Below are 21,147 nucleotides of genomic sequence, written 5' to 3'. Positions count from 1 at the left end.
TGTGGTCAAACGTCAGATCTGGCTCCGCATGAACAAGTCGCAGCACATGAACAAGTCGGGCACATGAAAAAGCCGGCGTGGCCCTTGGGTCACGCCGGCTTTGATTGGTTGGTCAGCTCTTAGCGCGACACGAAGCAATTGCCGCCGGCCGCCTTGTAGCTGGTGCACAGGTTGATCGCATCGTTGCGCGACTGCGCGGGCACGCGGACACGGTAGAACGTACCCTTGCCGGCGATCTCGGCCTTGACGATGTTGGCGGTGCGGCCGGCAAGCACGCTGCCGTAGCGGCGCTGCAGGTCCTGATAGCTGGACTGGGCGCTTTCGACCGTCGGCTGCGAAGCGATCTGCATCGACCATGAACCCCCGCCGGTCGCGGTTGACGACGGATCGATGGACGCAACCTGATCGGGCTTGACCTCGCCGACGACATCAACCGGCTGGTCGGACGGGCGCTGCGGCGCGACCGGAACCTTGGCCGGCGTGTTGGCCGACTGGGCCTTGGCCTCAGCCTTGGGCTTGGCTGCCGGCTTGAGCGCCGGCTCGTCATCCGCCTGGACGGCGGCGGACGCCACGGTGCCAGTCTGGTCCACATCGGCCTGCGCCGACGGGGCAACATGCTGCGGCGCCGGATCGACCGGCTCGGTGGCGGCCACCTGCGGTGCGGCGGGCGCCGGGTCCTCGCGCGGCACCAGCGAACCGTCTGATTTGACCACCATGGTCCTCACCTTGCGTGGCGCAACCGCGACGACATCGGCGTTCGTACCCTTGTCGGCGTCCTGCAGCACCTGGGCGATGCGATCCTCGGATTTCGGCGCCGGAGCGGCCGCGACGGCATTGCCGGCCGTATCCGCTCCATCAACGGCGGCGGTGGCATCATCGGCCGTACCCGGCGAAAGATCGATGGCACGAGCCGGGTCCTTCGCCTGAACATCAACTGGCTCTTCGGTATTGGTGACCAGCTTTTCCTGGACCGGCTCGGCGGGCCTCGCCCCCTTGGCCACCGCGTCGTAGACCTTGTTGTCCTGGTTGGGCACCACCGCGCCGCCCGGATTTTCCGGCTTGACCTTGATCGGTGTATTGTCGGCCTTGACGATTGCCGGCGCCTCGCTGCCGCCCTTGCCACCGAATGACAGCGCAAAGGCACCGAGGCCGCCAGCCACGGCCACGGCACCGATAATCGCGGCAATGAACATGCCACGCCCACGTGAGGATCTTGCGGCCTCCCGCTCGCCGAGCCCCGGAACAGACATCGCCTCGTCCAGTTCGGGATCGTAGTCGAGCTCGTCGACGGTGAAATCGTCCGCCTGTGAAACCGGCTGGCTGCCGGGCAGGTTGTCGAGATTGAAGCCGTCAGCGGCATCGGCATAGCCCATGGACGCCGCCGCGCGGGCAGGCATTTCCATCGGCCGCGCGACATAGGTCCGCGCTTCCGGTTGATAGGCCGGCTTGAGCCCCTCATAGCCCGGCTTGACTTGATCATAGCCCGGCTTGACTTGGTCATAGCCCGGCTTGAAACCGGCATTGTAGGATTCATCGTCATAGGACGCGCTGGGTGCTTTGGCCGCCGGAGCGGCAGCGACATCCACCGTGTTCATGTCGGTGAGAAGACTGGCGAACTCGGCATCAAGATCGTCATAGCCAGATGCCGCCGGCTCGTCTTCCTCGAAGTGCAGTTCCGGAATGTCGAGATCATCCGCCAGCGCCACGACACGTTCCGGCACATCGACTGTCTCGACATCAGGCATTTCTTCGTAACGCGCGGGCTGTCGCGACTGCGGCACGGATACTGGGGCTGCAGGGGCGACAGTCTCAACCGGCTCGGCCGAACGGTAGGACGGCACGGCAGCCACTGCCGCCGTCGCGGCCATGGATGCCACCGAAGCCGTCGGTTGAGCGGCAAATGCCGGCTGTTGCGGAACCGGTGTCACGCGGCTCCACGAGCGGGCAGGTTCTGCCGGTGTGGAACGCTCAGCCAGCCAATCGAGAGAATCAGCCTGATCTTGCCGGGGAGCGGCCACGTCACGCGGATCGAGGCTTTTGGCCAGCGCCGCGTCGAACGCATCATTGTCGAAATCGACATCAGCTTGTCCGGCGACATTCGAGCCCAGATCCTGGCCTTGAAGTTCGTCAAGCAGAAGATCGTCGAGATCCGCTTTGGCGGCCTGGGCGGCGCCAAGGTGTTGCGGCTCATCGGGCGTGGTCTCGTCAAGATCCCAGTCGAGGTCGCCAGCGAGGTCAGTCGGTTCATCGGCGCTTGTTGCCGCGGTAACGGCCGGCTGGGCGGCAACGACTGGCTGAACCATGACGGCCTCGCTCGCCACCGGCGCCGTGCGCGCGGTCATGGCGCCCAGCAGCGCGTTCAACTCGTCTTCCAGGCTTCGTTCATCCGCGATGGGGGCATGCACCGGCTCGGCCACAGCGGCCGCCGGCGCTACCGGCTGAACGGCAGCAACCTCGGCAACCGGCTCTTCGGCCGCGTCGACAAGCGCATCGTCGAAGTTCAGGTGGAAAGCATCGTCCGACGTCTTTTCGGGGCGGTGGCTTTCGCCCTCCGCGTCCACTTCATCAGGGAGCAAGTCATGCGTTTCCGGCGCATCGAAAGCGACGGGTCGATCCGCGGCAAGATCGAAATCCATGTCGACATCGGCCATGGCATCGTCCGCGTGATCGGCGAACTCGCCGTCGGAGATTGCCTGGGTGTCACTCGCGGCTGCCTCGGCAGGCACGGGGTACGCGACGGCATCCACCGCCGTGTAGGACTGCTCCGCGAACGAATGGTCGTCCAGCATCAGCTCGTCCTCGAGCGAATTCGCAACCGCATCGTCGAATTCAGGATCGTAGGCCGGCTCGACAGAGGCATGCATGTCGGCAGCGGCAACAACGTGCTGGGCTTCGTCGGCTTCGTCATCGATCTGGAAATCCTGATCGAGCGACGCCGCGAGTTCGTCTTCCATCGGCTGATCGTCTTCGAAGGGCGAAACGTCTTCGAGCGAACTGGCGACGGCATTGTCGAAATCGGAACCGAATGCCGCCTCGACGGATGGCGCGGTTTCGGCAGCGCCGAGATCAGCATGGTCGGCGACGGCCGCATGATCGTCGAAATCCGCCATGTCCAGATGGAAATCGTCGTCAAGCGACACAGCAAGATCGTCTTCCGCCGCACTGACGGCAGCCGTTTCGAACGCCGGCTCAGGAGCCTCGACAACGGGAGCGGCGTCACTGTCATCGGCGCCGAACTCGCCCATCAACTCCTTTTCGAGGTCGATGTCGAAATCGCCCTCTTCCGCCAGCTGATCGGCGACGGCAGCTCTCGGCTGGGCAGCCGCTTGCGGCCTGACCGGCTGGCGCGGGTCGAATCCCATGATCCTTGTCAGTTCCGCAAACGGATCATCGGCGGCGATGTCGTTGTGGTCGGCTGCTCTCAGCTGGGTTCTGTCTGCCATTATTGTTCCCGAACTCGCACTCATTCGGACGCCATGGACGTCGCGTAGGGTTGGCCCTTACCAGCGCAATGTGGGCAAAAGGTGACAGGTTTTTTAGTCAAACCTAACGCATTTCGGTGGGCGCGGCGGCTCCGATCAACGTCAGGCCGGACGTCAGAACGTCCGAAACAGCCTGCACCAGCCCTAGTCTGGCATGCGTCAATTGTCGGTCGTTAACCTTAACAAAACGTAAGTCCGGATTATCGGTACCGCGGTTCCAGTGTCCATGGAAACTGGAAGCCAGATCGTAGAGATAAAATGCCAGTCGATGCGGCTCGAGCGCAAGTGCCGCGGACTCGATCAGTCGTGGATATTCGGCAAGCTTGCGGATCAGGCCGATCTCGCCCTCGTCGGTCAGCAATGTCACGGCGGCGGCAAGGCTGGCGCGGTCGAAATTTGCCTCGCCCAACTGCTCACTCGCCTGCCGGAACACCGAATGGCAGCGCGCCGAGGCGTACTGCACGTAGAACACCGGGTTGTCCTTGGACTGCTCGGTCACCTTGGCGAAGTCGAAATCGAGCGGCGCATCGTTCTTGCGATAGAGCATCATGAAGCGGATCGCGTCGCGGCCAACCTCCTCCACCACTTCGCGCAGGGTGACGAAGTCGCCGGAGCGCTTCGACATGCGCACCGGTTCGCCGTCGCGAAACAGTTTCACCAGTTGGCACAGCAGCACCGTGAGCTTCACTTTGTCGCCGGCAATCGCCCGCGCCAGGGCTTCGAGACGTTTGACGTAGCCGCCATGGTCGGCGCCAAGCACATAGATCAGGTCGACGAAGCCGCGATCGACCTTGTCCTTGAGATAGGCGACGTCGGCGGCGAAATAGGTGAAAGAGCCATCGGACTTGACCAGCGCCCGGTCCATGTCGTCGCCGACGGCCGTCGAGCGGAACAGGGTCTGCTCGCGATCCTCCCAATCGTCGGGCTTCTCGCCCTTGGGTGGCGGCAGCTTGCCCTTGTAGATATGGCCTTTCAGCGTCAGGTCGTTGATCGCCGAGCGGATCTTCCTCGCATTGTCGGCGTGCAGCGTGCGCTCGGAAAAGAACACGTCGTGATGCACGTTGAGCAGCGCCAGATCCTCGCGGATCATGGCCATCATCGCATCGATGGTGCGATCCTTGACGATGGCGAGAGCCTCGTCATCCGGCATCTGCAGCAACGAGTGGCCAAATTCCTTGGCCAGCGCCTGGCCGACAGGGACCAGGTAATCGCCAGGGTAAAGCCCGGCCGGGATCTCACCGATATCCTCGCCAAGTGCCTCGCGGTAGCGCAGCACAACCGAACGGCCGAGCACATCGATCTGCGAGCCGGCATCGTTGATGATATATTCCTTGGTCACGTCGTAGCCGGCGAAGGCCATCAGATTGGCGAGCGCGTCGCCGACCACGGCGCCCCGGCAATGGCCGACATGCATCGGACCCGTCGGATTGGCCGAGACATATTCGACATTGGTTTTCCTGCCACCACCGACAGTCGAGCGGCCATAATTGCGGCCTTCGCCAAGCAGTGCGGTAAGATGCGCCTGCCAGAAACCGTCCTTCAGCCGGAGATTGACGAAACCAGGCCCGGCCACTTCGGCGGCGGCGACATCCTTGTCGTCCCGCAGCGCTTGCGCCAGCCTTTCGGCCAGGACGCGCGGATTCTGGCCCGTCGGCTTGGCCAGCACCATTGCCGCATTGGTCGCCAGGTCGCCGTGGCTGGCGTCGCGTGGTGGCTCGACGGCAATGCGCGACAGGTCGGGCGAAACGCCGTCATTGTCTTTCAAATCAAGCGCTTCGACGGCTTTTATGATTCGCGCGGTGAAATCGGCGAAAATGTTCATTGGTCTGACTCTGGGGTCTGGCGCTGGCGGCTTTGCAGGGAATCCGGCTCGTTGGCCGGCAAAATCGAGCCCGCCCTAGCTCAAATCCGGCGTATGGTCAAACAAACGCCGGTGCTCCTTGAGCGCGTAGGTGTCGGTCATGCCGGCCAGGAAATCGGCGACGCTGCGCGCCTTGATGCGGTCGTCGGCCCGATCCAGCCCCTCGCGCCAGCCATCCGGCATGGCGCGAGGGTCGGCGAAGTAGACGTCGAAAAGGTCCCTGACGATCTGCTCGGCGTCGGCGCGCACCCGCATGACCTCCTCGTGCCGATAGAGATGCTTGTAGAGAAAAGCCTTCAGTTCCTTCTCGGCCGCAGCCATCGCAGTGGAGAAGGTGACCATGGTCTCGCCTGCCCCCCTCACCGCGTCGGCGCTCTGCGGCCTGATGCGCTCCAGATTGGCGGTCGTCGACTTGATCACATCCTCGACCATGGCGGTGATCTGCCGGCGCATCAGTTCGTGGCCGGTGCGCACGGCATCGAGCACTGGATAGCGTGCACGCACGCCGCGCAGGATCGTTCCCGGTAGCGAGACGGTCTCCAGCATGTCCAGCGTCAGCAGCCCCGCCCTCAGGCCGTCGTCGATATCGTGCGTGTTGTAGGCGATATCGTCGGCGATCGCCGCGCACTGCGCCTCGATGCCGGCAAACCGATCCAGCTCGAGGTCGTGCAGTTGCGAGTAGTCACGGATCGCTTGCGGCACCGGCCCTTTCAGGCCCTTGCCGTTGGCGTCCGTCATCGGCCCGTTGTGCTTGACCAAGCCTTCGAGCGTCTCCCAGGTCAGGTTCAGCCCGTCGAATTCGGCGTAGCGCGCCTCCAGCCTTGTCACAATGCGCAGCGATTGCGCATTGTGGTCGAAGCCGCCCCATTCTACCATTTTCTCGTTCAGCGCGTCCTCGCCGGTGTGGCCAAAGGGCGTGTGGCCGAAATCATGCACAAGCGCCACCGCCTCGGCGAGATCCTCGTCGCCGCGCAACGCTCGCGCCAGCGCGCGGGCGATCTGCGCCACTTCGATCGAATGGGTCAGCCGGGTGCGGTAATGGTCGCCTTCATGGGCAATGAAGACTTGAGTCTTGTGCTTCAGCCGCCGGAATGCCGTTGAATGGATGATGCGGTCACGATCGCGCTGGAACGGCGTGCGGGTCGGGCTTTCGACCTCGTCGAAAAGCCGTCCGCGCGACTTTGCCGGGTCGCAGGCATAGGCCGCGCGCGGCCGATAGCCGAATCCGATGTCGCCAAGCTCATTTGTCATGGCTGATGCCGCCGCAGTTGACTTGCCCCGTCGCGCTTCATACCTATCATGTGAAACCGAAAGCAAGGTGACGCCCATGGGCGCGGATGCCAAGACTGCCATGAAAGTCGATATGACCGAGGCCGCTGCCAAGCGGATCGCCAAGATTGTCTCGGGGCAAGCCGGCAAGACGGCGTTGCGCGTTTCGGTCGAAGGCGGCGGTTGCTCCGGCTTTTCCTACAAGTTCGATCTGGTCGACACCCGCAACGACGATGATGTCGCCATCGAGAAGGATGGCGCCACGGTGCTGATCGACGACCTGTCGCTGGTCTATATGGGCGGCTCGGTGATCGACTTCGTCGACGACCTGATGGGCCAGTCCTTCCAGATCCGCAATCCGAACGCGGTCGCTTCCTGCGGCTGCGGCACCAGCTTCTCCATCTAGCGATAGTGCGATGCCTGCCATTGGCGCGGTCCGTCAGATCGCGCTGTCGGCCGGACGCGACCTCGACGCGACATTGGCCTTCTGGCGCGATGTGCTCGGCATGAACCTGCATGCGCGCTTCGATCCGCCGGGCATTGCCTTCATCATGGCCGGCGATGTGCGGTTGCTGTTCACTGACGGCATACCGGCTGGCACCGTCTATCTCGACATATCAGGCCTCGGCGATTTCCATGCCCAGGCGAAAAACGCGGGTGTGCCGTTCACCGCGCCGCCGACGCTCGTCCACCGTGACACCGAAGGCCAGTTCGGTCCGGCGGGGGAAAGCGAATGGATGGCCTTCCTAAAGGACCCGGCCGGCAATACGATCGGCCTGGTCGAACGCCATCCGCCGCAAGAACAATGAGACCGTCATGAAAATCGTCACCTGGAACATCAACGGCGTCCGCGCCCGCATCGGCAACCTCACCCATTGGCTGACCGAAAGCGCACCCGACATCGTCTGCCTGCAGGAGATCAAGACAGTCGACGAGCAGTTCCCGCGCGCCGAGATCGAGGCGCTTGGCTACAATGTCGAAACTCATGGCCAGAAGGGTTTCAACGGTGTCGCCATCCTGTCGAAGCTGCGCTTCGACGAAGTCATCAGAGGCCTGCCCGGCGACGATGCCGACGAGCAGGCGCGTTTCATCGAAGGCGTTTTCTCGACCGACAAGGGCGCGCTGCGCGTCGTCTCGCTCTATCTACCGAACGGCAACCCGATCGACGACGAGAAGAAGTTCCCCTTCAAGCTGTCCTGGATGGCACGTCTGGAACGCTGGGCCGAGGATCGGCTCAAGTTGGAGGAGGCCCTCGTGCTTGCCGGTGACTACAACGTCATTCCCGAGCCGATCGATGCGCGGTTTCCGGAAAACTGGCTGGGCGACGCGCTGTTCCAGCCGCAGACACGGCAGGCCTTCCGACGTCTCCTCAATCTGGGTTTCACCGAGGCGGTGCGCGCCGTCACCGACGCACCCGACACCTATACGTTCTGGGACTATCAAGCCGGCGCCTGGCAGAAGAACAACGGCATCCGCATCGACCATTTGCTGCTGTCGCCGGAAGCCGCCAACCGGTTTTCATCCGCCTCGATCGAAAAGCATGTGCGCGCCTGGGAAAAGCCGTCCGATCACGTGCCGGTGGCGATCGATCTCGCGCTGCAGCCCGCCTAACGGCCTTCTACCGCGGAGTGTGGTAAATACCGCCCGCCTCGTGCGCTGATACCGCCTCCCAACCCTCATATCGCCACAATCGCGCCGTTGACTCGGGATCAGCGTGGCGGCTGGGTTTCCATGACCATACGATTTGCTCTTTGTCCGATCGGCCTGGCATTTGCCATGGTCGCGCCTGCAGCGGCACTTGCCGCCCAGGAATGCCTAGCCAATGGAAAATCGTACCCACTTGGCCAGGTCGTATGCCTGACGGTTGCCGACAAAAGCCATCTTGCCCGCTGCGAGATGGTGCTCAACAACACGTCGTGGACGAAGATTCAGGACAGCTGTCCTGAAAACACGCTGGCGCCGCACCCGCATGTCACGCCGATCTCGACACCGGCTCCCAGCATGGTGCCGACGGAACCGACCGAGAACTGATCAAGATCGAGAATTGAGTGCCGCGGTCGGTGAGGCCTGCGTGGCCGCGTCCCTACTGGTCGGCGTTGCCGCCCTTGGTGAGGATGTCATCCGCCAGCGAGATCGCGGTGCGGCGGTCGGCTTCGCCGGCGGTGGCAAATGCCTCTTCCTGCATGCCGCGGATCCAGGGCTGATCGGCCGGCGAAGCGCGTTCGAGCGCCGCGGTCATCATCGCCAAGCCGCGAACGATCTTGCCGCTCTGGAACAACAGGTGGCCCAATGTCGCCTGCGCGCCGGCATGGCCCTTCTCGGCGGCGAGCTGGAACCAACGCCCGGCCTGCTTGACGCTGGCCTTCACGCCGCCCTCGCCCTTCAGGAACATCTGCCCCATCTCGAACTGCGCGTTCGGATTGCGATAGTTGGCGGCGGCGCGCATGTAATATTCCTGGGCCGCCACCTCGTTCTCGGTGATCGGGCTGCCGGGAATACCCTTGCGCAGATAGTCGCCAAGCGCCACCAGCGCGTCGGAGACGTAGCTTTCCTCGGGCGAGCCGGGCTCGACATCCTGGTCGACGATCTCCGAGAAGAACTTGAATGCCTCATAGTCGTCGCGCGCCACGCCGTCGCCCTCGGCATACATGCGCGCAAGTTTCCAGGTGGCGCCGATCTGGCCGTTTTCGGCAGCGTATTTGTAGGCCTCGGCGGCCTGTTCCTTGTGGCCGTTCTTGTAAGCGGAGAAGCCGAACTGGAACACCGCCCACGGGCTGGACTGCGGCTTCACCCCGGTCTTGTCATCGAACACCTTGTCGTCGAAGGCCATGGCCTGGCCCACGGCGCCAAAGATCGCGACCGCGACCAGTGCCGAAAAGACAGACGACCTCAGCAACTCAGATGTCCGCATAGCAGTGTGTTTCTTTCGCACCACCCGGATGGGTGACCGCGCCATCACGCGCTGGCCCTACCGTCTGTGCATATTTCCAAATCGCGCCCGATTGATAATCGGTCGTGCGCGCCTTCCAAGTCTTTGCCCTCTCCGTCAGTTCGGTTTCCGACAGCGCCACGTCGATCGTGCCATTCACCGCATCGATCGAAATCACGTCGCCATCCCTAAGCAGCCCGATCGGGCCGCCGACGGCCGCTTCCGGCCCGACATGGCCGATGCAGAAACCGCGCGTCGCGCCCGAGAAGCGCCCATCGGTGATCAGCGCCACCTTGCCGCCCATGCCCTGGCCGTAGAGGGCCGCCGTCGTCGACAGCATCTCACGCATGCCGGGGCCGCCGCGCGGCCCTTCGTAACGGATGACGAGAACCTCGCCTTCCCTGTAGTTGCGATGCGTCACCGCCTCGAAACATTCCTCCTCCGAATCGAAACAGCGCGCCGGACCGGAGAACTTCAACTCCGACATGCCCGCGACCTTGACGATCGCGCCTTCGGGGGCAAGGTTTCCCTTCAAGCCCACAACGCCGCCGGTTTGAGTAATGGGTCTGTTGGCCGGGCGGACAACGTCCTGATGTTCATTCCAGGCAACGTGCTCCATATTTTCGGCCAAAGTGCGGCCAGTCACGGTCAGGCAATCGCCATGCAGGTAGCCGTGGTCGAGCAGCGTCTTCATCAGCAGCGGAATGCCGCCGGCCTCGAACATGTCCTTGGCGACGTATTTTCCGCCGGGCTTGAGGTCGGCGATGTAAGGCGTCTTCTCGAAGATCTTCGCCACATCGAACAGGTCGAACTTGATGCCTGCCTCGTGTGCGATCGCCGGCAGGTGCAACGCGGCGTTGGTCGAGCCGCCGGTGGCGGAGACCACGGTCGCGGCATTTTCCAGGGCCTTCAGCGTGACGATGTCGCGCGGCCTTATATTTTTCGCGATCAGCTCCATGATCTTTTCGCCCGAGGCGAAATTGAAACGGTCGCGCATCTCATAGGGCGCCGGCGCGCCGCAGGAATAGGGCAGCGCCAGACCGATCGCCTCGGCGACCGTGGCCATCGTGTTGGCGGTGAACTGGGCGCCGCAGGAGCCGGCCGACGGACAGGCCGCCTGCTCGATTTCAAGCAGCTCGGAATCGCTGACCGTGCCGACCGAATGCTGGCCGACCGCCTCGAACACATCCTGCACGGTGATCTGGCGGCCGCGATAGCTGCCGGGCAGGATCGAGCCGCCATAGATGAAGATCGACGGCACGTTGAGACGCACCATGGCCATCATCATGCCGGGCAGCGACTTGTCGCAGCCGGCGAGGCCGACAAGCGCATCGTAGCAATGGCCGCGCATGGTGAGTTCGACTGAATCGGCGATGACCTCGCGCGACACCAGCGATGACTTCATGCCCTGGTGGCCCATGGCGATGCCGTCGGTGACGGTGATGGTGCAGAATTCGCGCGGCGTGCCGCTGGCGGCCGCGACGCCCTTCTTGACCACCTGCGCCTGGCGCATCAGCGAGATGTTGCAGGGGGCCGCCTCGTTCCAGCAGGACGCGACACCGACCAGCGGCTGCGCGATCTCGGCCGCCGACAATCCCATCGCATAGAGATAGGAACGGTGCGGCGCACGCGCCGGACCGACGGTCACATGGCGGCTGGGCAGCTTGGCCTTGGAAATGACTCTGGCGTCCATACTCTTCCTTGCCGCGGGCGGTGCGGCCTGTCCCATCGCCGAGCCTTTTGGCGCGTGTCCCGAGACAAGATCGAGGTGCGCCGGGTTTATGGCGGGAAATAGGCAATTCCCTCGGCCTGACTTCTAGCGCAGGGGTTGTTCAGAAAGTGTTGCCAAAACGCAACAATCGCACAAGGGGAAAGCTGTGCGACTTATATGCAACGCAGCTTGGATACCGGGAACGCCGCCCGCCCAAACAAAAAAGGCCGGGCGTCGCCCGGCCTTTTGCTAAAAATTTCAGCGGTTTAGAACTTGATCTTGAGACCGCCGGAAATCGCCGTCACGAGATCGTTGCCGAAGTCGTAGCTGGCGTCGACGCCGGCCACATAACCGTTTTCGCCAGCGAGCGTGCCGGAGTGACCACTGGTCATGACGCCAATCGCACCCGCCAAGCGAACTTCGATATTCGGCTTCGGCGTATAGGCGACGCCACCGCCGAGCGTCCACGTATCGGACTGCGCCCCATAGCCGTGTGAAGTGCCACGGTCCCACGAGAGCTGACCGGCTGCGCTCCATGCATCGTTGAACTTGTGACCAATACCACCGGTGACAGTCCAGCCATCACGATACATTAGGTCCAGCGATGTCACAGCAACCGGAGAACCAGTGACGCATGACGAAGTGGGAAAACCCACTGGGCAGATCGGGACGCTTTGCAGCAGGCTCCAGTTGACCCACTTGACCGAACCGAAGGCGAGCCAGCCGGGGGCGATGCCCGATTGCAATTTCAGTTCCAACGAGTCCGGCATGTACTCCGTCGCACCGAAGATCGGGGTAGAACTTCCTGGCAACGTGAGTGTGCCGGAGATATTATCAAGCTTGACCTGAGAGTTGTAGACCAAGCTAGCGCGGAGAGCGATATCAGGGATTTCGTAAGCAATGCCGGCGCGCCAGCCCCATCCGCTGGCCTTCAGATCGACACGACCTGACAATGCCGGAGTGAGGTTCACTAAGCTTTCCTTGAACCCCGAGATATCCTGATAGAACAACCCTCCGATAAAGCGGATCTGGCCCTTGCCAGCATCCATCTTATAGGAACAGGTCCCTGCGTAATTGTTGCTCTTGATATCGGTTTCTATGTTAGAAAAAGCGCCGTTCCACGTACTACCCGGCGCGGTATGCGCACCCCAGGGCTGCGAATAGTCGACCATGCAGTCGACGCCTTGCACAACCTGGGCCTTGGCTCCAATGCGCGGGACCCAATAGCCCTCGGCTCCGTCGGCGGTGCTGCTCAAGCCGAGGTTGGTCCCCCCTGGTCCGAGCGCATTCTTGTACTTGCGATCCGGCATCACAAAGGTCGATTCCGCTTCTGTAGCGAACGGCGCCGGGTCAAATAAAAGGTCGATGTCGTAACCGCCGCGTTCCAGGCCACCGGCATGCGCCGGATGCATCGCCGTCCCGATCAAAGCAAGCGAAAAGCACCCTGCCCCCAGCAGTGCTCTCAGACGCAAATTGTTCATGGATGTCCTCCCCGAATAACTAGTAGCTCAAGCTAGAACCAATTCAGGTTAACGCTGCAACAACGAATTCTTGAGGCGTACATGTACATGTCCGTCGAACGCATTTTCGACAAAATGCCGGCCAGCGCCGCAAGGCTGAAAAACGGTCATTTGCGAGACATCGAACAGAAAAAATTGAAAAATCCAGCTAAGAAAGGCTCCAAAATAGCATTTTCTGGGGTATCTGGCCCCATTGTTACATTATGGCAACAATGGGGCGAAAACTTTCCGTTTACGTCAAAATTAACGCAACGGAATGCCTGTTTTCGAGGCAAAAAGACCCTCTTTCGGGGCAAGTCGAAACATCGCGAATCTGCCCTTCAGCCGGCATCGCGAACCCTGGTCAATGCCACCGAAAGCTTGTCCTGCGCATCGCGGTATTCGGCGAGCTTTTCGCGCTCGGCCTCGACGATCTCGGCCGGCGCACTGGCGACGAACCTGTCATTGGACAGCTTCTTGTGCAGGCGGGCGATTTCCTCGGTCAACTTGGCCAGTTCCTTCTGCAGCCGCGCGGCCTCGGCAGCGAGATCGATCAGGCTGCCAAGCGGCAGGCAGATCGTCGCCTCGTTGAGAACGATCTGTGCCGACCCCTTTGGGGCAGTATCGGCCAGCGAGATGTCACCGACCCGCGCCAGTCGCTTGATCGCCGAATCCTCACGAGCGAGCCTTTCGCGCGTTACGTCGTTGGCGCCAACCACCACGAGGGGCGCAATGGCCGCCGGCGGCACGTTCATCTCGGAGCGCACCGAGCGGATACCGGAGACGAGGTCGACCAGCCAGTTGATGTCGGCGGCCGCATCCGCGTCTTCGAAATCCGGCGACGGCCACGCGGCATGACACAGCAGCGAGCCCCGTTCCCTGCCCTCGCCGGCTGTCTGCGCCCACAACTCCTCGGTCATGAACGGCATCATCGGGTGCAGCAGCTTGTAGATCTCGTCGAGCACGAAGGCGACGCAGGCGCGGCTTTCGGCCTTGGCCGCCTCGTCCGTGCCCATGAACACCGGCTTCAGCAGTTCCAGGTACCAGTCGCAGAACAGGTTCCAGACGAAGCGGTAGGCGGCACCCGCCGCCTCGTTGAAGCGGTATGAGGTGATGCCGTCCGTTATCTCCCGCGCGGCGCGCGTCAGTTCGGTGAGGATCCAGCGGTTGACCGCCAGCTTGGCATCGTTCAGCCAGAAATCGTCGTTGCGCGCGACTTCGTTCATTTCGGCGAAACGTGTCGCGTTCCACAGCTTGGTGCCGAAATTGCGATAACCGGCGATGCGCGCCGGGTCGAGCTTCACGTCGCGGCCTTGCGCCGCCATCACCGTCAAGGTGAAGCGCAAGGCGTCGGCGCCGTATTCGTCGATGAGATCGAGCGGATCGATGACGTTGCCTTTCGACTTCGACATCTTCTGCCCGTTCTTGTCGCGCACCAACGCGTGGACATAGACGGTGTGGAACGGCTCTTCGTCCATGAAGTGCAGGCCCATCATCATCATGCGGGCAACCCAGAAGAAGATGATGTCGAAGCCGGTCACCAGCACGTCGGTCTGGTAGTAGGTCTTCAGTTCGGGCGTCTGGTCCGGCCAGCCGAGCGTCGAGAACGGCCACAGCGCCGATGAGAACCAGGTGTCGAGCACGTCCTCGTCGCGGGTCAGGATCTCGCCCGGCTTGAAGTTCTCGAGCTTGTCCTCGACCCAGGCCTTCCATGGGCCTTCCAGCGCCAGATAATATTCGATCGCGGCACCCAGCGCCTCTTCCTCGGTCTTCTCGACGAAGACGCGCCCATCCGGCCCGTACCAGGCCGGTATCTGGTGGCCCCACCACAGCTGGCGCGATATGCACCAGGGCTGGATGTTTTCCATCCAGTCGAAATAGGTCTTTTCCCAGTTCCTAGGCACGAAGTTGGTGCGGCCCTCGCGCACCGAGGCGATCGCCGGCTTGGCGAGTTCGGCGGCATTGGCGTACCACTGCTCGGTCAGGAACGGCTCGATCGGCACGCCGCCGCGGTCGCCATGCGGAACGGCATGGCGATGCGGTTCGACCTTTTCGAGGAAGCCGCCGGCTTCCATCAGTTCGACGATTTTCTTGCGCGCGATAAAGCGGTCGAGGCCGTTGAGTTCGTCCCACACCGCCTGGCGCTCCGGCGTCACCTCGAGCCCAGCGAGAAAATCCTCGTTGTCTGTCAGACTGACCGCGGCCTCGATGGTGAGGATGTTGATCGCCGGCAGCTTGTGGCGCTTTCCGACCTCAAAGTCGTTGAAGTCGTGTGCCGGCGTGATCTTGACCGCGCCAGAGCCCTTCTCGGGGTCGGAATACTCATCCGCCACCACTGGTATCTTGCGGCCGACGATCGGCAGCACGATGTTCTTGCCGACCAGATGCCGGAACCGTTCGTCGTCAGGATGCACGGCGACGGCCGTGTCGCCGAGCATCGTCTCGGGGCGGGTCGTCGCCACCGTGATGAAGGTCTTGGGATTCTCCGGATCGAAGACCTCACCCTCTATGGGATAACGGAAGTGCCAGAGATTGCCGTTGACCTCTTGCTGCTCGACCTCGAGATCGGAGATCGCGGTCAACAGCTTCGGATCCCAGTTCACAAGGCGCTTGTCCTTATAGATCAGCCCTTCCTTGTACAGGGTGACGAACACTTCGAGCACGGCCTTGGACAGGCCTTCGTCCATGGTGAAGCGTTCGCGTGACCAATCCGCCGAGGCGCCGAGCCGCTTCAGCTGGTTGAAGATCGCGCCGCCGGATTCGGCCTTCCACTCCCACACTTTCTCGATGAACTGCTCGCGCGTCAGGTCGCGGCGATGGATCTGCTTCTCCATCAACTGCCGCTCGACGACCATCTGCGTGGCGATGCCGGCATGGTCCATGCCCGGCTGCCACAACACGTTCTTGCCGCGCATGCGCTCGAAGCGCACCAATATGTCCTGCAACGTGTTGTTGAGCGCGTGGCCCATATGCAGCGAGCCGGTAACGTTCGGCGGCGGAATGACGATGGTGAAGGCCTCGGCCCCCTCGTCAGCGCCGGCGCCAGCGCGAAATGCGTCGGCCTCTCCCCAGACTTTGGCGATCTTCGGCTCGACGGTTTTTGCGTCGTAGGTCTTTTCAAGCATGGGAAATGGTCCGCGCTGTCGGGATTTTTGCTGGCCCGGTGTAAATCGGAAGGTCTTGACCAAGTCAACCGCAAGGGCAGCCCCGGGCTCTCGACGTCAGATAGACACGGCCGGGATCAGGTCAAGGAAGGCCATGCGCCAGCGGACCGCACGAACAGAAACGCCGCCTCTGGGGCGGCGTTTCATCGGTGATCTGGATGGCGACTACTGCGCTCCACGCGCCACGCGCTCGATCTCCTCGCGCACCAGCCGCTCGACAAGGGTCGGCAGATTGTTGTCCAGCCAATCCTGCAGCATCGGCCTCAGCATCTCCTCGGCCATCTCGTCGAATGTCTTCTTGCTGCGGCTGGCAAACGCATCGGAAAGCTCGCCAAAGGCAGCGGCAACCTGCCGGCCCGTGTGCTCGGAAACGATGGCCGGACGAGCTGACGGCGCCTCGCTGACCATCGCCGGCCGTGTCGGACTTCCGCCCGGATGAGACTGCTCGAAGGCCCGGTTCATGGTCGGTTCGTCCCTGGGGGTCGGCTCGTCCCTGGGGTTGTCCACCTCCGGCTGGGCAACCGGGTTGCGCGCCTCGCCCCTGTCCTGCTCCATCTTGGCCTGCTCGCCGACGGCGGCGATCTCGCGCCGCCAATCGGCAACGGTGGCATCTGAGGTAGCGACAGGACGCACCGCCGGCGCCTCGGTAGCGGCCGGCGGGGTCGGCTCGGCTGCGACCCGGGCGCTGACCTCGGCAAGTGTCATCGATGGCTTTGCCGGGGTGGGTTCGGAACGCACCGGTGCTTCCATCCGCCCGATCACTGGCTCGGCCGTCGTCACCAGCGCCTGCACTTCCGCCAGCTTGACCGGCTTCCTGACCTCCGGCGCGGCATGCAGGTCGGCACGGAATGCCTCGACGTCGGGGACTGGATCGGCGCTCGACGCCGGCTCCAGATCCTGGCGCGGCTCATCGACCTCACCCGGCTGCTTGCGGCCGGTATCGCTGTCTTCGATGATCCTCCTGATGGAAGCCAGTATCTCTTCCATCGAAGGTTCGCGCTGTGCGCTGCTTGCCGTTGCCATCGTCACATCCGCCGCCCTTGTGACCCATTGCAGATTTCCGCTCCGGCAAAGCCGGATCGAATCATGGCGACAGCGTAACCGACGGATCGCCGCACGAGAATCCCCAATCTGGGGACTTGTGGGATTTCAACAGATTAGAGCATGATTCCAGAAAGCGGGAACCAGTTCGGAAAGATCACGTTCGAACAGGAAGACCGCGGAATCCGAACCGAACGCCCTCAGCGGCCATCCGGCGTGCGCAGGCCGAACCACTTGTCCTTGACCGCGTTGTAATGCTCTTCGGGTCTGTATTTCGTCACCTGCAAGCCAAGGCGATCGACAGACAGGCGGCCGGTCGCCTGCAGGATGGCGTAACTCGCCACCACCACGTCGTGCTCATAGCCGGCCTGGTTGATCTCGGCGGTGATGACCGTCGCCTGCGCGTTGAGGACGTCGAGCGTGGTGCGCTGGCCGACATTGCGTTCTTCGATGACACCGTTGAGCGCCAGCTTCGCGGCCTCGATCACTTGCCTATTGGCCGCGAGGCTTTGCTGCGCGGCGGTGTACTCGGTCCAGGCGGCGGTGACGGCCTGGCGCACCTGGTCGCGGCTGACGTCGACCTCGATGCGGGCCTGGCTGAGCGATTCCTTGTCCCGGCGCACGATCGCTGACGTGCGGCCGCCCGAATAGATCGGGATGGTCAGCGTGGCCCCGACGCTGGCCGAATTTGTCGTGCCATCCTGTGCCGAGACGCCCGGCACGGTATTGCGATAGGCGCTCGAGACACCGGCGGAAGCAGACAGCTGCGGCAGCAGGGCGCCTTCGGCCGACTTCACCGAAAAGGCAGCGGCGTCGACCAGATGCTGGGTGGCAAGGATGGCCGGGTGCTCATTCGAGGCTACACCGACGGCGGCGGCGAGGCTGGACGGCAACAGCTTTGCCACCGGCGAAGCGGCTTTGAGCTTGCCCGGCTCGTCGCCGACGATCTGACGATAGAGCGCGGCACTTGCCAGCGCCTGCGCCCGGGCGGCGCTCAGCGATGCCACGGCGGCGGCCCGCGAAGCGTCGGCCTGCGCCACGTCGGTACGCGTGCCTTCGCCAACATCGAAGCGCGAACGCGCCGCACGCGCCGTTTCGGTCAGGAATTGCAGGTTCTGTTCGGTCAACACGGCCACCTGCCGGTCGCGAATCACGTTCATATACGCCTGGGCCGCGCTGAACAGGATGTTCTCTTCGGTGTTGCGCAGGCTTTCAACCGACGCGCGGACCTGCGATTCGGCGGCCGCCACATTGTTCCTGGTCTGAAAGCCGTCGAACAGCGTCTGATCGATCTGGACGCCAAAATTGCCGGTGGTCAGACGCACGCTCTGATTCGTGCCGTTGAGGTGGCTGCTGGAGTAATCGATATTTGCCGAGCCTGTGACTGTCGGCCGCCAGCCTGACTTGGCGATGGCGACGCCTTCATCGGTGACACGGACGCCTGCGCGGGCGGAATTGAGCTGGGAATTGTTCTGATAGGCCTTTGCAAGCGCGCCAAGGATGGTTTCCGCAGAGGCCGAGAATGGAGAAAGCGCGGTCGCGGAAACGAGGACGGCGGCAAAAAGGCTCTTGCGTACAGACAGCACGGTGTATCCCTCATTCGTTTTCCATGGGAACCGCGCCACGCCAGCCTCTCCTTGTGAGCAACCGGCGCCGCGTGTTTAGTGTTCCCTGCTGCTCAGCCCCAAAGCGCCCCCAGTTTGCGGATCAGCAACGATTGTTCAAACACAAGCGACCATGACAAGGCCTCTCCTGCAAGGCAAAATCACTCAGAATTGGAAGGCATGCGCACGTTCGAACCCCGGTAGTGGCTTAATTGCCGCATTAAACGCGCGTCTTCCGGTTACAACCCCCCTTCTTTGAAAAAAAGCCGGGCCACACCTGAATTGCCTTGCCCTTCAACGGCGACAAGGCGGCCGCCTTCAGCAAGCTGGTCGAGCAGCGGTGTCGGCACGTCCTCGACGCTGCCGCCGATGAAAATGACGTCATAAGGCGCCTTGGCGGCATGACCTTGCGACAAGGCCCCCTGCACCACGGTCACATTGCCGCAGCCAAGCGATGAAAGCGTCGATCTGGCGGCCTCGGCCAGCGCCGAATCGCTCTCAAGCGCCACCACGGACCCGGCCAGTCGCGACAGGATGGCCGCGGCGTAGCCGGTGCCGCAGCCGACATCGAGCACCGAATCGGTCGGGTTTATCTCAGCCAGCTGCAACAGCTTGGCCAACGGCGAAGGTTCCATGAGGTAGCGCGCGCCATCGGCGCCATCGGCAATGCGGATGTCCTCGTCGATATAGGCGAGATCGCGCTGGCCGGCGCCGACAAAGACCTCTCGTGGCACGACAAGCATTGCTTCCAGCAATGGCGCGCTGGTCACATCGGTGGTTCGAACCTGACCATCGACCATCTTGACGCGACGTTCGGAAAAATCAGCGCTCATGTCCCAACCAATCCGCTTGCCGCGCCAGAAGCGCGGCTCATTTCGACCCGAACTTCAAGCTCCGGCGCAGATGCGCGGGAGCTCGGGCATTGGAGGCCTCGCCCGGAATCGAACCGGGGTGCAAGGATTTGCAGTCCTCTGCGTAACCACTCCGCCACGAGGCCTCGTTGCTCCCGGCGTTCCACCCGGTTCCAATAGGTTGCGGCGAAAATGCCGTCAAGCGGCCACCGTGCATTCCGAACGGTTTCCTCAGCGCCAATCCGGGCAGCATGTGTCAAATCCTCAAGCTCCGGGAATCGCAGCGATATATTAGCGATTTGTTTAGCATGACCCGCCGCGGGAATAAACCGACGCCACCCGGGTGTCGAGCAGGACAGGAGGCGCCAGTCATGCGCCGGGCAATGGCAGCAAAAGACAAGAACGCCCCCGCCGCCTCTCGCTGCCGCGATGCGAAGAGCTCTTTGCGCTGCGCCTTTGACGGCCCGTGTATCGGCGGTGCCAGCAGCCTGTCGCGCCTGGACCGGGCGAAGCTCGCCTCAGCCGTGGCGACTCTCAGGCAGATCCGCGAGGCAATGAAGGAGCACACCGGGCCGCTGAGGCGTGCCATCTTGCCCTATCGACCTAATCCGGTCGGCGGCGCCGTTCCCACCAGACGACGAAGCGTCGACGGTGGCGGCGAACCATGGCGAATTCATAAGACAGCACCAACAATCCGAGCGGCACCATCCAGAAGCCGAGGATCGGCAGGAAACCGAGGATGCCGCCGACGGTCAGCAGCATGCCGATTGCGATTCTGAGGCCGCGCGAGCGCGGCATTTTGAACTCGCGTCCCAAAACCGAAATTTTACGCGCTGGCATCTGGCTGTCTTGTGCTGTCATCGTCTCGAAAGATTGACCCGTTTGACCGTTCAGGAGCGTCATTGAACCAAAGCCGCGCCGCGCTTTTTGGTTCCCTATCCCTCGTATGACGGCTTATATGAGGGCCTCTATGGACGATTGCCAGAAACCATCGTGCGAAAAAGCCTCGGAAAAATGCGAAATGCTTCTTTGCAAAGCCGAAAAGGGCAGCTATAGGCTGCGCCACTCACATCAGAGCCTCCGTTCCCCGGTAGCTCAGTGGTAGAGCAACCGGCTGTTAACCGGTTGGTCGCTGGTTCGAATCCGGCCCGGGGAGCCAACATTTTCAAAGATTTAGTCGATCCTAACAAGCTCCGGAAAACGGCTGATCTACAGCATATCTACAGAATCTGGGTTCGCTATGGACCTGTTCTGATGATTGCCGCGATCAGCGTGACGGAAGGCTTTGGACGAACTTCACCATCGCCCAACGCCCTTTCACGGCGGTAACAGGGGTTCGATTCCCCTTGGGCGTACCAGAGATTTCAAGCACTTAGCGTCCCCCTCCCTTCTTACGTCGAATATCGGCCGAATAAACGTCTGCGAATTTGCGTGAACGGCACCTGATTGCTTTCGCCGGCGTTCCTGTTGTTCGGTCGGCATCAAGTCCTCGTCGGATTTCGTCCTGGCTGGAGGCCCGTGGGGCGAGGATCGCGCACCCTTCGTGTTTGCCGCCAATGGCTGGTCCTACCTGAAACAGATTGAGACCGAGAGCGGCATTTGGTTCCGTGACACCCGGCGCAGGGCCAACCATCGCCGTGCACTGGTGGATTGGCCGACGCCGCAAGGACTGCCCGGTCAATTGGAAGTCGATCAGGATGCCGCCACGGACGCGCTGAAAACGCAGCCCTTCGACT

The 21,147-nt window shown here is 62.5% G+C and carries 14 protein-coding genes, 2 tRNA genes and 2 pseudogenes; 6 read left to right on the top strand and 12 right to left on the bottom strand.

Features of this window, described 5'->3' with window-relative positions:
• Positions 1 to 119: 119 nt before the first annotated feature.
• From AC56QQ_RS16415 to AC56QQ_RS16405, 3 genes are all read right to left on the bottom strand, one after another.
• Positions 120 to 3,443: an SPOR domain-containing protein gene (locus AC56QQ_RS16415; protein WP_497128644.1), complete on the bottom strand. Its 3,324-nt coding sequence runs from the start codon at positions 3,441 to 3,443 to the stop codon at positions 120 to 122.
• Between the two features lie 103 nt (positions 3,444 to 3,546).
• A complete protein-coding gene (gene argS / locus AC56QQ_RS16410; RefSeq protein WP_497128642.1) occupies positions 3,547 to 5,304 on the bottom strand; it encodes an arginine--tRNA ligase in 1,758 nt (585 codons plus the stop codon).
• 75 nt (positions 5,305 to 5,379) lie between these two features.
• Positions 5,380 to 6,594 (bottom strand): deoxyguanosinetriphosphate triphosphohydrolase, encoded by a 1,215-nt coding sequence (locus AC56QQ_RS16405; protein ID WP_497128640.1) that lies wholly within the window; start codon positions 6,592 to 6,594, stop codon positions 5,380 to 5,382.
• Positions 6,595 to 6,670: 76 nt separating this feature from the next.
• On the opposite strand from AC56QQ_RS16405, the gene erpA reads away from it, so the two are divergent.
• The 4 genes from erpA to AC56QQ_RS16385 all read left to right on the top strand — a co-directional run bounded on the left by erpA (position 6,671) and on the right by AC56QQ_RS16385 (position 8,643).
• Positions 6,671 to 7,018, top strand: a complete 348-nt coding sequence (gene erpA / locus AC56QQ_RS16400; RefSeq protein ID WP_111547384.1) for an iron-sulfur cluster insertion protein ErpA — start codon at positions 6,671 to 6,673, stop codon at positions 7,016 to 7,018.
• A 10-nt stretch (positions 7,019 to 7,028) separates the two neighbouring features.
• A complete protein-coding gene (locus AC56QQ_RS16395; protein ID WP_497128638.1) occupies positions 7,029 to 7,421 on the top strand; it encodes a VOC family protein in 393 nt (130 codons plus the stop codon).
• A gap of 7 nt (positions 7,422 to 7,428) precedes the next feature.
• A complete protein-coding gene (gene xth / locus AC56QQ_RS16390) occupies positions 7,429 to 8,223 on the top strand; it encodes an exodeoxyribonuclease III (RefSeq protein WP_497128636.1) in 795 nt (264 codons plus the stop codon).
• Between the two features lie 120 nt (positions 8,224 to 8,343).
• Positions 8,344 to 8,643 (top strand): hypothetical protein, encoded by a 300-nt coding sequence (locus tag AC56QQ_RS16385; RefSeq protein ID WP_489861843.1) that lies wholly within the window; start codon positions 8,344 to 8,346, stop codon positions 8,641 to 8,643.
• 52 nt (positions 8,644 to 8,695) lie between these two features.
• Here AC56QQ_RS16385 and AC56QQ_RS16380 read toward each other — a convergent pair whose 3' ends face one another.
• The 9 genes and pseudogenes from AC56QQ_RS16380 to AC56QQ_RS16340 all read right to left on the bottom strand — a co-directional run bounded on the left by AC56QQ_RS16380 (position 8,696) and on the right by AC56QQ_RS16340 (position 20,272).
• The gene (locus AC56QQ_RS16380) at positions 8,696 to 9,523 is read right to left on the bottom strand and encodes a tetratricopeptide repeat protein (RefSeq protein ID WP_091575314.1); all 828 of its coding nucleotides are present in this window, start codon (positions 9,521 to 9,523) and stop codon (positions 8,696 to 8,698) included.
• Positions 9,510 to 11,234, bottom strand: a complete 1,725-nt coding sequence (gene ilvD, locus AC56QQ_RS16375) for a dihydroxy-acid dehydratase (RefSeq protein WP_497128634.1) — start codon at positions 11,232 to 11,234, stop codon at positions 9,510 to 9,512. Before ilvD ends, AC56QQ_RS16380 begins: the two co-directional genes overlap by 14 nt.
• A gap of 284 nt (positions 11,235 to 11,518) precedes the next feature.
• Complete coding sequence (locus AC56QQ_RS16370; RefSeq protein ID WP_497128631.1) at positions 11,519 to 12,733, bottom strand: outer membrane protein transport protein; 1,215 nt, start codon at positions 12,731 to 12,733, stop codon at positions 11,519 to 11,521.
• 359 nt (positions 12,734 to 13,092) lie between these two features.
• Positions 13,093 to 15,876: a valine--tRNA ligase gene (locus tag AC56QQ_RS16365; RefSeq protein ID WP_497128629.1), complete on the bottom strand. Its 2,784-nt coding sequence runs from the start codon at positions 15,874 to 15,876 to the stop codon at positions 13,093 to 13,095.
• Positions 15,877 to 16,080: 204 nt separating this feature from the next.
• A complete protein-coding gene (locus AC56QQ_RS16360) occupies positions 16,081 to 16,938 on the bottom strand; it encodes a PopZ family protein (RefSeq protein ID WP_497128626.1) in 858 nt (285 codons plus the stop codon).
• A 218-nt stretch (positions 16,939 to 17,156) separates the two neighbouring features.
• Positions 17,157 to 18,542 carry a TolC family outer membrane protein gene (locus AC56QQ_RS16355; protein ID WP_497129033.1) on the bottom strand — a complete coding sequence of 462 codons (1,386 nt, stop codon included), beginning with the start codon at positions 18,540 to 18,542 and terminating at the stop codon, positions 17,157 to 17,159.
• 183 nt (positions 18,543 to 18,725) lie between these two features.
• Positions 18,726 to 19,393, bottom strand: a pseudogene (locus tag AC56QQ_RS16350) (protein-L-isoaspartate O-methyltransferase family protein).
• Positions 19,394 to 19,483: 90 nt separating this feature from the next.
• Positions 19,484 to 19,557, bottom strand: a tRNA-Cys gene (locus AC56QQ_RS16345).
• A gap of 457 nt (positions 19,558 to 20,014) precedes the next feature.
• Entirely contained in the window at positions 20,015 to 20,272 is a 258-nt protein-coding gene (locus AC56QQ_RS16340) for a PGPGW domain-containing protein (protein WP_256750595.1), read from the bottom strand.
• Positions 20,273 to 20,495: 223 nt separating this feature from the next.
• Here AC56QQ_RS16340 and AC56QQ_RS16335 point away from each other — a divergent pair.
• A tRNA-Asn gene (locus AC56QQ_RS16335) sits at positions 20,496 to 20,570 on the top strand.
• A gap of 384 nt (positions 20,571 to 20,954) precedes the next feature.
• Positions 20,955 to 21,026, top strand: a pseudogene (locus AC56QQ_RS16330) (hypothetical protein); the annotation flags it as partial.
• Positions 21,027 to 21,147 lie beyond the last annotated feature (121 nt).

The sequence above is a fragment of the Mesorhizobium sp. RCAM 05099 genome (assembly GCF_059683685.1).
This window is presented reverse-complemented; position numbering and strand designations above follow the sequence as displayed.